The organism is bacterium, from assembly GCA_035703895.1.
In the GTDB taxonomy this organism is placed as follows: domain Bacteria; phylum Sysuimicrobiota; class Sysuimicrobiia; order Sysuimicrobiales; family Segetimicrobiaceae; genus Segetimicrobium.
Genome location: DASSXJ010000014.1, coordinates 26,299 through 37,367 on the forward strand (window position 1 = coordinate 26,299; position 11,069 = coordinate 37,367).

The window sequence follows — 11,069 nt, forward strand, 5'->3', positions numbered from 1 at the left end:
TAGTGCGCCTCAGCCAAAACGAATCCTTGGGTCGAGCACCGCATAGAGGAGATCGACCACGAAATTCACCAGCACGAACGTGGCCGCCGAGAGGATCAACACCGTCTGGACGACCGGAAAATCCCGGAAGAAGATCGCATCGACGATGAGCTTCCCGATGCCCGGCCAGGCGAAGACGGATTCGGTGATGACGGCGCCGCTGAGCAGCACGCCGATCTGCAGACCGATGATGGTCAGCACCGGGATGATCGCGTTCTTGAACGCGTGGCGGACGACCACCGTAGTGCCGGCGAGGCCCTTGGAGCGGGCGGTGCGGACGAAATCCTGGTTCAACACCTCCAGCATGCCCGAGCGGGTCAGCCGGGCGACGAAGGCGGTGGGATACGCGGCCAGCGTCACGCTGGGGAGAATCAAGTACCGCCAGCCTTCGAACCCAGAGGTGGGAAGCCAGCGGATCGTCACCCCAAACAGCAGGATGAGCATGATCCCGAGCCAGAAGTTCGGGAGCGACTGGCCGAGCACCGCGAAGGTCATGCCCGCGTAATCGAACACGGTGCGGCGCCGGACCGCCGCCAGCATCCCGATCGGCACCCCGAACCACACGATCAGAAGGATCGCCGCGGTCGTAAGATCGAGGGTCGCCGGGATTCGTTCCCACACCACTGTGGCGGCGGGGGCGCGGTACTGGAAGGACTGGCCGAAGTCCCCCCGGGACACGCTCCGAAGGAAAATGACGTACTGTTCGAGGACCGGCTTGTGCAGGCCGAGCTGGCGATCGAGTTCGTCAACGGCGGACTGCGGCGCGCCCTCCGGCAGGAGCATGCGTGCCGGATTGCCGGGGACGACGCGGAGAATCACGAACACCAGGATCGACACCCCGACGAGGGTGAGGCCGGAATGCAGCGATCGCCGGATCAGGTAGCGAGACATCGACCCTCGGCGGCGGCGGCCGGCTCACGACGATCCCTCACGACGATCCCCCGGACGACCCGGCCGCCGTGCGGCTGAACGCGCGCCGGGGAGCGGGACGACGGGTCTCCGGCTAACTCACGCCGACCTCGCTCAGCAGCACGTAGTAGTCTCCCCGGGCCTCATAATTCCGGAGCGTATCGCGCACCCCGTAGATCGCCCTGCTGTAGAACGGCCAGATCGTCGGCTCCTCCTCAGTCCACAGGATCCGCTCCAGATCCTCATACCGCTGCTGGCGGATCTTCGGATCGGGCGAACGGGCGTCGACGACCAGCTGCTCCACCTTGGGATTGTTGTACCGGCTGAGCTTGGCTGCCCCGGCCTGCGTGAACCACTGTCCGAAGTACCAGTCCGGATCGTGGGGGAGGTGCGCCCATCCCGAGTAGAACATGTCGTAATTGCCGGCCGCGCGCATCTCGCGCGCCGTCGCGATCTCGATGTTCTTGAGGCTGACCTTGACCCCGATCCCGGTGAGCATGGACTGGACTGCCTGGGCGATCTCCAATTGTTTGGGGTACAGGTCCTTCATCAGGACGAAGTCGAGCGGCTCCCCATTGTAGCCCGCCTGCCTGAGGAGGGCCTTGGCCCGGTCCGGATCGTACGGCTTGACGCCCAGGTCCACGTACCCGACGAGCCCCGGCGGCACCGGACACACGGCGGCGCGCGCGAAGCCGAGCATGAACTCCTTGACGATCGTGTTGCGATCGATGCCGAGGGAGATGGCCTTCCGAAGCAGGGTGTTCTTGTCGGGGTCTTTCGCCATCTGGAACAGCCACTGCTGGACCTCGATCCCGAGCACACTCACCGCCTTGACCCCGGGGCTCCCCCGCAGCGTCTGCACCATGTCGGGCGGGAGGCGATCGATCACGTGAAACTCTCCCGCGCGCAGGCCGGCCGCCCGCGTGGAGAGCTCGGGGACGAACCGGAAGATCACCTTCTCGACCTTGGGGACCCCGGTCTTCCAGTAGTTCGGGTTGGCGCTGAGATCGACACGCTCCCCCCGGGTCCACCCCGCGAACTGAAACGGCCCCGTCCCGATCGGGTGCTGGAAGAACGTTTCCTCGCGGCCCGCCGCGCTCGGCGGGAGCATCCCGAGCATCGTCAGGTGGGACGGGAGCGAACCGAAGGGGTGCTTGGTCGCCACCTTGACCGCGTACGGCCCGTCCTTTTCGATGGCGCCGAGGTCTTGATAGACGAAGGACTTGATCAGTCTCGTGTTGTCGCGCACGCGCGAGAGCGTGTATGCGACGCTGTCCGAGTTGAACGGGCTGCCGTCATGAAACGTGACGCCCCTGCGGAGCGTGAAACGCCAAGTGGTGGGGGTGACCGCCTCCCACGATTCCGCCAGCGCGGGGACGAACTTGCTGGTGTTGGTCACGTCGATCAGGGGATCGAAGATATGCCGGAGCACCGATGTGGCGGAGATCGAATAATGGTCGCCCGGGTCGAGCGTGAGCGCCCGTTCGGAGACCGCGGCGATGATCTGGCCGTTCCGGGTGGTCGCACCCGCCGCGCCCCGGGCCGCGGTGGCCAGCGCCGGTAGGCCGAGCGCGGTGCCGAGCAGAGCGCTTTTGGTCAGAAACTGGCGCCGGCTCAAACGGGATCGCTTCGGTCTAGGCTCAGTCATCCTTCTCCCCCCCCAACCTGGACCGCCATCGCGCAAACTCGAGGGGCCAATTCGTCCACGCCCCAGGGGGGTTCCTTCTCCGCGTCTCGCGAATTAGTGCGGATGTCCCGCCCGCCGACGTCGTGCCCGTGCGAGGTTCGCGATGGAGCAGATGACCGGCCCCCGGCTTTCGCTTGACATCGTGAAGACGGCGACGGACAGCCTCATGCTGCCCGTGCGCCGCCCCATCTTGGCCGCGCCGTTTTTCCTCACGACCCTGCTGGCGGCCGCCCTGCTCCTGTCGGTGATCATCGCAATCATGATCAATCCACCCAAAGCGTCGGAGTACGCCCTCCGGCACATCACGAACATCATCACGGCGACGGTCGCCATCGTCCTGGCGTCTGTCCTCGCGGCTGAGATGACCGTCGACCTGACGGCGCGGGCGGAGTTGGGGCAAGACATGGACTTGGCCCTGACGTTTTCGCACGTCCTGCGCCGCTTCCCCATCACGCTCGGGACGACCGTTGTCGTGGCGGTGGGCGTCGCGGTCGGCACGATCCTGCTGATCATTCCCGGGCTGATCCTGATGTTTCGGTGGATGCTGGCGCCGACCGCGGTACTGCTGGACCGGCGAGGGGTGCGCGAGGCGCTGGCGCTGAGCTGGCACCTGACGGGGGCGTATTTCTGGCCGTTCACCGGCCTCCTGCTGCTGGTCGCGGTGGGGAGCGTGGTCCTGAGCGCGATCCTGGCGCCCATCCCGGTGATCGGGGCTCTGGTGGCGGCGTGGCTCAGTTTTGCCTGGGCGGCGATCGCGATGACGCTGGCCTATCTCCGCCTGGGAGGGCCCGCCGATCTTTCGTAGGCTCCGCGTGCGCGGTGTCAGACCGCCGGCTTGATTGCAACCGGCCGCAGGATGTTACAATGGCACTAGTGCGTGAGTGACGGTGCTCTGCCGGCCGCCCTGTTTCGAAGGAGAGACCACATGCGTGTGGGAGCGATCACACGGGCCTTCGCCATCCACAGCGTGCCACCCCGCATCGTCCTCATGACCGCTCTGACCTCCCTCGCGGGCCTGACGTTCACCAGCCTGCTTGGATGGCCGCTGTGGCGAATCGCGGCGACCATGCTGATCCCATGGTGCGTGGTCCTGACGCAGGAAACCATCTGGACGTACCGCCACTACGGGGGGCTCGCGCTCTTCTACGTGCTCGTCGTGACGCAGACCGGTCATCTCTTCGAGCATGTCGCCCAGATGATCCAGATGCACGTGCTCGGACTGACGGGGGCCAATGCTCAGGGGGTCATCGGGACCCTCGACATCGAGTGGGTGCACTTTATCTTCAACACGTGGGTCGCGCTCGCCGCGGCCATCCTGTTGTGGCGCTTCCGGAGGAATGCCTGGTTATGGGCGGTCACGATCCTGTCATTGTGGCACGAGATCGAGCACATCACCATCATGACCGCGTTCCTCACCACCGGGAAGGTGGGGACCCCGGGTCTACTCTCGCGGGGCGGTCTCCTGGGAGGGGGACTGCCTCTCGTCCGGGCCGATCTCCACTTCCTGTACAATCTCGCGGAGACGGTGCCGCTCGTGGTGGCCTTCGTGCACGAGCTGTACCGCTACGACGAATACCGCAGGGGCTACGCCACGTCCCCTGGCGTGACGGCGGGTGTTCCGGTAGGCGAACGCGCCTGATCAGGCGAGCCGGTACATCCCCGGTTTGACCTCGGGAAACTTTTTCCACACTTCGCCGTCGTGGCCCGGGCAGATGCGATTTTCGTCGCCCTCGGACAGCTGTTTGATTCGGGCCATCGCCCCCAAGCACTCGGCGACGCTGTTGAGGTGGATCGCGGGCGGCGCCCAGTCCCGGAGGTTCCGGTAGGTCGTCAGCGCGTCATTCCCGATGACGAAGGGGCCCTTGGCCGTTTGCACGACGACGATCTGCATCCCGGGAGAGTGCCCTCCGACCCACTCCAACTGCACACCCTCGACGAGCTCGAGGGTGCCGTCTACGACCCGGAGGCGTCCGCTCGACTGGAGCGACCCCAGGTCCTGGGTGTAGCAGTCGCTCAGGAACCGCTGGGTCCAGCGATCGTGTCCTCCGAACCCATGCCAGAAATCCACCTCCCGGCGCTGGACCCAAAACGTCGCGTTCGGCAAGAATCCTTCCAGGTCAAAGTGGTCCCAGTGCAGGTGCGTGAGGACGACGGTCTTCACCTCGTTCGGATTGACCCCGGCGGTCGCCAGGAGCTCGTCGCGGGTGCGCAGCCGCAACTCCTCGACCGGCACCGCCTTCAGCTTCGCCAGCCGGAAGGTGAACCCCGTGTCGACGAGAATGGGGCCGGCCGGGCCCCGGAGCAGCCACAGGAAGTAGGCTGACGTCGTTGTATCTCCGGCCGGTCCCAAGTAGAGCCGTGTCGACCAGTCGACGGTCCGCCCGCCGGGGCTCAGCGCGTAGATCTCGTAGCTCGCCGCCATCATTGCCTCCTCGTCAGGTGTTCCTCGCCGCGGCTAGGTGCACTTACACCACGCGGTGGACGACTTCCCCCTTCGCCAGGAACCGCGTGACGTTCTCGGCGCAGAGGTTGAGCCCGTTGGCGAGCGCTTCCGGAGTGGTCCCTGAGGTGTGGGGGGTCAGCACGACGTTGGGCGCGGAGAGCAGGGGGTTATCCTGAGAGACGGGTTCCCTCGCGAACACGTCGATGCCCGCGCCCGACAGGTGCCCCCCGCGAAGCGCCTGCGCGAGCGCCGCCTCGTCCACAATGTCGCCCCGCGCCGTATTGATGAAGATCGCCCCATGCCGCATCTTCGCAAATTGGGTGGAGCCGAGGAGTCCCCGCGTCTCGGGGCTGGACCGGAGATGGAGGGAGACGACGTCGGAGCCGCTCAGGAGGGCCTCCAGGCTTGGGACATAGGTGAAGCCGCTGCGCCTGGCCTTTTCAGGGTCGGGGTGGAGCGTCCATGCGATGACCCGCATCCCGATCGCGTGACCGAGCTCGGCAAAGCGGGTTCCAATGGCGCCCGTGCCGATGATGCCGAGCGTCTTCCCCAGACACTGAAACAGCATCCCCCGCTCCCATCCAGCCCGCTTGACGTGGGCATCCAGTTGAGGCAGGCGCCGGGCGATTGCGAGGAGCAGCGCGAGGCAGTGCTCGGCGATCGCGTCGGTCGCGGTGTTGGGCGTGTTGGAGACGACGACGCCGAGCCGGCGCGCCGCCGCGAGATCGACGTTATCGGTGCCTGTCCCCCAGATCGCCAGGTGCTTGAGGGTGCCGCTCGCCGCGTCGAGCGCGCGGGCGGTGAACTTGCAGTAGCCACGGATGTTGACCGCGGTGTGGGCGCCGTGCAGGCGTTGGATGAGATCATCCTCGGACGCAGGCGGCGAGGTGTGCACCACCGTTTCCCCCGCGGCGCGGATGCGCTCGAGGGCCGGCGTACCCGAGATCACCGGTGGGCTGTCGTCGGGGATGACGATGCGAACCGCCACGCTCGCCTCCTCCTTGGACGCGTGTTCGCTCGTAGGCTATGGTTCACGTTCGGCGGCGGCATCTCCTGGCCTCTGCGCCGCGCCGGCGTCGCGTGTCCGGGGGAGGATTCGATCGCATGTCGCTGAAGACCGGATGGGATGGACACGACGGACACGATCATTATCGGCGGCGGCATCATCGGCTGTGCGTGCGCATACTACTTGGCGGCGCAAGGGATCCGGTCGATCATCCTCGAGCGCCGGGGCATCGCGACGGAGGCGTCCGGGGCCAACGCCGGCATGATCGGGGCCTCGAGCGGCATCCCGGGACGAACGCTCCTCCATACGAAGAAGAGCTGGGAGCTGCTCGTAAGGGACGCTCGCGAACTCGGCCGCCCCGTCGAACTCGTCCGCGCGGGCCGGGTCGTCCTGGCTTCCAACGAGGCGGAATGGGGGGCCGTCCAGGAGTTCGTCGCCACCCGACGGCAGGAAGGGGTGGAGGCCGAGCTCCTCTCCCAAGACGAACTCCGCAGGCTTGAGCCGGGACTCGGAGACGGGTTCGTGGGGGCGGCGTTTGTCCCCGGGGACGGGCACGTGAACCCGTTCCTGCTCACGCACGCCTACGCCGTCGCCGCCCGGCGGCTGGGGGCAGAGATCCGTGTGGGGGTCGAGGCGCTCCGCGTGGAAGTGTCCGGTGAGCGAGTCACCGGCGTCGCCACCCAGGCCGGCCCGATCGCCGCGTCCCGCGTCGTCGTCGCTGCGGGCGCATGGTCCGGCGCGCTGGTCGCTCCGCTGGGCACGGCCATCCCCATCCGCCCCGGCCGCGGCCAGATGCTCGTGACCGAGGCCCTGCCCCCGCTGACCCAGAGGGTCCTCCGCACGGAGGAGATCGGAATCCGCCAAGATATCCACGGCCACATGATCATCGGGAGCACGGTGGAGGACGTGGGGTACAGCCGCGAGGTGACGCTCCCGGTCCTCTCCCAGTTTTCCCGCCTCGCCATCGCCCTGATGCCGGCGCTCAAAGACGCCCGGATCATCCGGACGTGGGCGGGCCTCAGGCCGATGACGCCGGACAGTGTGGCGATCATCGACACCGTCTCGGGGGTCGAGGGTCTGTTTCTGGCCGCGGGACACAGCCGGACCGGGGTGACGTACGCGCCGGTGACGGCCTGGCTCATCACGCAGCTCGTCACCGAGGGCAGGACGGACCTGCCGCTCGATCCCTTCCGGCTCGGACGGTTTCCGGCGCCCGTGGCGCAGCACGTGTAGTGGCGTGACGCTCGCGCCGTTCCTCGGCCGGGCGGTGGCGGAGGAGATCACCCGCGGCCGCAAGGTACCGCAACTCGAGCCTTCCGGCCGAGCCGGTTTGCCGCGGCCGGCGGCCGGGGGTAAAAGACGGAGGCCGGTCGCCCAGAATGGGGACCGGCCTCACCGCTTCGCCCGTGCCGGTTACTTGGTCTTGCTTCCCATGCGCATTTCTTTGATCGCCTCGACGAGCTGCTTGTTCGCCTCTACCAAGCTCTTGATCATGTCCGCCATCATCTTCATCTCTTCCATCATGGCTTTTTCGTTGTCGGTCATGGGCATCTTCTTCATCGCGTCCATCTTCGTCATCGCGGCTTGCCAGGTCGTCGCCGCCTTGGTGTTGGCGGCTGTGGCTGCGTCGAGCGCCTTGTCCACGCCGGGGGCGTTCTGAGCGGTGGCGTAGTGGATCCCTCCGAGCGGGCCCGCGATGAGCAGGCCCATCAGCATGATCATGGTCACCTTCATCCAACTGCGCCTCATTCGTCCACCTCCAAAGATGCGTACATCCTTGTTCGTCGGACCGGTGCACATCACCTCTCGGCCGCCCACGCTCTGCCGGGCCTCACCCCCCCTGGCCTGACCATAGTGATTACGGAATGTTCGGGTGAACGGTTCACAGCATACGCCAGCCGCATCAAGGCCCGACAAAGGTCTCGTGAAGATTGTGCAAAAGCCCGCCGCGCCCCCGCACGCGCTCTTCTATAATGCAGGTGGCGACCGTGCGGACGGCGTCACCGACACCGATGAGGAGTTTGGGGGCCGATGGCATCTGACCAGAACGCGGGAACGCCGAGGGTGACGGCGGCTCCTGCCGGCGTGGACGGGCAGGCGGAACACCGCCGGCTCACCCAAATGCGGGAGGGCCACGTGCCGTGGTACCTCTGGGGACCGTATCTCGCTGAGCGACAGTGGGGGACCGTGCGCGAAGACTACTCTCCGGACGGCGCGGCATGGGACTACTTCCCCTTTGAACACGCCCACGCTCGAGCCTACCGCTGGAGCGAGGACGGGATGCTCGGGATCTGCGACAACCAGGGACGGCTCTGCTTCGCGCTCGCGCTCTGGAACGAAGCCGACCCCATCCTCAAAGAGCGCATGTTCGGCTTGAGCGGGACGCAGGGGAATCACGGCGAGGATGTCAAGGAGTACTATTTCTTTCTCGACTGCACGCCCTCGCACTCGTACATGAAGGCCCTCTACAAATACCCGCAGCGCGCGTTCCCGTACGCCGATCTCCTGACGGAGAACCGGCGCCGCAGCAGGAGCCAGCCCGAGTACGAATTGATAGACACGGGCGTGTTTTCCGAGAACCGCTACTTCGACGTCCTCGTCGAATACGCGAAAGCCGATCCGGAAGACATCCTGATCCGCATCACCGCGACGAACCGGGGGCCGGCGTCCGCCCCGCTGCACCTGCTGCCGACCCTCTGGTTCTGGAACACATGGGCGTGGGGATCCAACCCCTACCGGCCGGAGCTGCGGATCATCGATGCCGGTTCGGGGGGTGGGGGACTAGGGTACAGCCTCGTGCGGGCCACCCACGAGATCGGAGAGTACTGGCTGGCCTGCGGGGATGCCCCCCGGGTCCTCTTCACGGAAAACGAGACCAACTTCCAAAAGCTGTATGGCGTGCCCAATCGGACCCCCACCGTCAAGGATGGGATTCAGGACGCCGTCGTCCACGGCCGGATGGAGGCGGTGAACTCGATCGGTACGGGCACTAAGGCGGCCGCCCACTACGTCCGCATCATCGGCCCCGGTTCCGCTGAGCGGATCGAGTTACGGCTCTCCAACCGGCGGCAGGAGAGCCCGTTTGCGGACAGTTCCGAGATCTTCGCAAAGCGCCAGGCTGAAGCGGACGCCTTCTACCGGGGGTTCGGCCCGGAGGATATGTCCGAGGACGCGCGCCGTGTCCAGCGGCAGGCGTTCGCCGGGCTTCTGTGGTGCAAGCAGTTCTACCGCTACGATGTCTCGACCTGGCTGGACGGCGATCCTGCGGGTCCTCGGCCTCCCGAGGCGCGCAAGCACGGGCGGAACGCGGAGTGGCGGCACCTGGACAACGCCGAGGTCCTCTCCATGCCGGATACCTGGGAGTTTCCCTGGTATGCCGCGTGGGACCTGGCGTTTCACTGCATCCCGCTCGCGCTTGTCGACCCGGAGTTGGCCAAGCGACAGCTGATTCTGCTGCTCCGCGAATGGTATATGCATCCGAGCGGCCAGCTGCCGGCGTACGAGTGGGCGTTTGCGGACGTCAACCCACCGGTCCATGCGTGGGCGGCGTGGCGCGTGTACAAGATTGCGAGGCGGATGACCGGGACGGCCGACCGCGCGTTCCTGGAGCGCGTGTTTCACAAGCTGCTGTTGAACTTCACCTGGTGGGTGAACCGGAAAGATATCGAAGGCCGCAACGTCTTTCAGGGTGGGTTTCTCGGGCTCGACAACATCGGCGTCTTCGACCGCGGTCAGCCGCTCCCCAACGGCGGGCATCTCGATCAAGCGGACGGGACGGCCTGGATGGGGATGTTCTCCCTGAATATGCTGGCCATCGCGCTCGAACTAGCGCGCGGGGACCACGCCTACGAGGACGTCGCGACCAAGTTTCTTCAGCACTTTCTCTATATCGCCTCCGCGCTGAACGACATCGGCAGCGAGGGCATCGCGATGTGGGACGGGCAGGAGGAATTCTTCTACGACGTGATGCACAGCGACGGACAGCAGCAGCGGCTGCAGGTCCGGTCGCTCGTCGGCGCGCTCCCGCTGATGGCGGTGGAAACGATCGAACCGGCTCTGCTCGACGCGCTGCCCGATTTCAAGAAGCGGCTGGAGTGGTTCCTCGCCCACCGTCCCCAGCTGGCGAGCCTGGTGTCCCGCTGGTACGAACCGGGCATGGGCGAGCGCCGGCTGTTCGCGCTCGTACGCGGACACCGCATGAAGCGGGTGCTCAGGCGCCTGCTGGATCCCGCGGAGTTCCTGAGCGACCATGGGCTCCGGTCCATCAGCCGGTACCATGCCGACCATCCCTATGTCGTTGACCTGAACGGCATGACGTACACCATCGGGTACGAGCCGGCCGAGTCGCGCAGCGGATTGTTCGGCGGCAACTCCAACTGGCGGGGGCCCGTCTGGTTCCCCCTCAACTTCCTGATCATCGAGGCGCTCCAGCGGTTCCACCACTACTACGGCGACGATTTCCTCGTGGAATGCCCGACGGGATCGGGCGTCAAGATGACGCTAGCGGGGATCGCGGAGGAGATCGGGCGGCGGCTGATGGGCATCTTCCTCCGAGGACCGGACGGCCGCCGGCCGGTGTTTGGGACGAACGAGATCTTCCAAACCGACCCGCACTGGCGCGATTACCTGCTGTTCCACGAATACTTTCACGGCGACACCGGCGCGGGGCTCGGGGCAAGTCACCAGACCGGGTGGACGGCGCTCGTGGCGAAGCTGTTCGAGCAGACCCGCCACCGGGGAAAAGCCCGGCCCGACCCACTCGACCTGCTCTTCCGAAAATAGCGGGTGCAGACGACACTCAGACGAGCGGGGGTGCCCGTCCGGTGAACACGACGGTTCAGGTGCTGGCGACGCAGGCGGTGAGCGCGGAACGGCTCCTCCGCCACCTCCGATGGTTCTCACAGGTGCGGCGCGACACCGGCGGACCTGGGGAGACGAGGGCGGCGGAGTATATCGCGGAGCAGTTGCGCTCCACCACCGTGCCC

9 protein-coding genes are annotated in these 11,069 nt (G+C 66.4%); 4 read left to right on the plus strand and 5 right to left on the minus strand.

The genetic code is table 11. The features are described 5' to 3' along the window. Nucleotides 1-9: 9 nt before the first annotated feature. A complete protein-coding gene (locus VFP86_01120) occupies nt 10-930 on the minus strand; it encodes an ABC transporter permease (GenBank protein HET8998226.1) in 921 nt (306 codons plus the stop codon). A 112-nt stretch (nt 931-1,042) separates the two neighbouring features. After that, a complete protein-coding gene (locus tag VFP86_01125; GenBank protein ID HET8998227.1) occupies nt 1,043-2,596 on the minus strand; it encodes an ABC transporter substrate-binding protein in 1,554 nt (517 codons plus the stop codon). 142 nt (nt 2,597-2,738) lie between these two features. Between VFP86_01125 and VFP86_01130 the strand changes: the two genes are divergently transcribed. Next, nucleotides 2,739-3,440 (plus strand): hypothetical protein, encoded by a 702-nt coding sequence (locus tag VFP86_01130; protein HET8998228.1) that lies wholly within the window; start codon nt 2,739-2,741, stop codon nt 3,438-3,440. Nucleotides 3,441-3,560: 120 nt separating this feature from the next. Continuing rightward, on the plus strand, nt 3,561-4,274 hold the full coding sequence (locus VFP86_01135; GenBank protein ID HET8998229.1) for a hypothetical protein: 714 nt from the start codon (nt 3,561-3,563) through the stop codon (nt 4,272-4,274). Here the strand turns inward: VFP86_01135 and VFP86_01140 are convergent, their stop codons facing one another. Then, nucleotides 4,275-5,057: an N-acyl homoserine lactonase family protein gene (locus VFP86_01140; protein HET8998230.1), complete on the minus strand. Its 783-nt coding sequence runs from the start codon at nt 5,055-5,057 to the stop codon at nt 4,275-4,277. 43 nt (nt 5,058-5,100) lie between these two features. Further along, nucleotides 5,101-6,066, minus strand: a complete 966-nt coding sequence (locus VFP86_01145) for an NAD(P)-dependent oxidoreductase (GenBank protein ID HET8998231.1) — start codon at nt 6,064-6,066, stop codon at nt 5,101-5,103. Nucleotides 6,067-6,204: 138 nt separating this feature from the next. Between VFP86_01145 and VFP86_01150 the strand changes: the two genes are divergently transcribed. Continuing rightward, nucleotides 6,205-7,317: an FAD-dependent oxidoreductase gene (locus tag VFP86_01150; GenBank protein HET8998232.1), complete on the plus strand. Its 1,113-nt coding sequence runs from the start codon at nt 6,205-6,207 to the stop codon at nt 7,315-7,317. Between the two features lie 180 nt (nt 7,318-7,497). On the opposite strand, the gene VFP86_01155 is transcribed toward VFP86_01150, so the two are convergent. Beyond that, nucleotides 7,498-7,806 (minus strand): hypothetical protein, encoded by a 309-nt coding sequence (locus VFP86_01155; GenBank protein ID HET8998233.1) that lies wholly within the window; start codon nt 7,804-7,806, stop codon nt 7,498-7,500. Nucleotides 7,807-8,205: 399 nt separating this feature from the next. On the opposite strand from VFP86_01155, the gene VFP86_01160 reads away from it, so the two are divergent. After that, nucleotides 8,206-10,866 carry a glucosidase gene (locus VFP86_01160; GenBank protein HET8998234.1) on the plus strand — a complete coding sequence of 887 codons (2,661 nt, stop codon included), beginning with the start codon at nt 8,206-8,208 and terminating at the stop codon, nt 10,864-10,866. Nucleotides 10,867-11,069 lie beyond the last annotated feature (203 nt).

What these genes read in the sequence shown, in the direction of transcription:
- VFP86_01150 (HET8998232.1), top strand. Translation starts at nt 6,205, where the DNA reads ATGGACACGACGGACACGATCATTATCGGCGGCGGCATCATCGGCTGT.
- VFP86_01120 (HET8998226.1), bottom strand. Translation starts at nt 930, where the DNA reads ATGTCTCGCTACCTGATCCGGCGATCGCTGCATTCCGGCCTCACCCTC.
- VFP86_01130 (HET8998228.1), top strand. Translation starts at nt 2,739, where the DNA reads ATGGAGCAGATGACCGGCCCCCGGCTTTCGCTTGACATCGTGAAGACG.
- VFP86_01155 (HET8998233.1), bottom strand. Translation starts at nt 7,806, where the DNA reads ATGATCATGCTGATGGGCCTGCTCATCGCGGGCCCGCTCGGAGGGATC.
- VFP86_01135 (HET8998229.1), top strand. Translation starts at nt 3,561, where the DNA reads ATGCGTGTGGGAGCGATCACACGGGCCTTCGCCATCCACAGCGTGCCA.
- VFP86_01160 (HET8998234.1), top strand. Translation starts at nt 8,206, where the DNA reads ATGCGGGAGGGCCACGTGCCGTGGTACCTCTGGGGACCGTATCTCGCT.
- VFP86_01125 (HET8998227.1), bottom strand. Translation starts at nt 2,596, where the DNA reads ATGACTGAGCCTAGACCGAAGCGATCCCGTTTGAGCCGGCGCCAGTTT.
- VFP86_01140 (HET8998230.1), bottom strand. Translation starts at nt 5,057, where the DNA reads ATGGCGGCGAGCTACGAGATCTACGCGCTGAGCCCCGGCGGGCGGACC.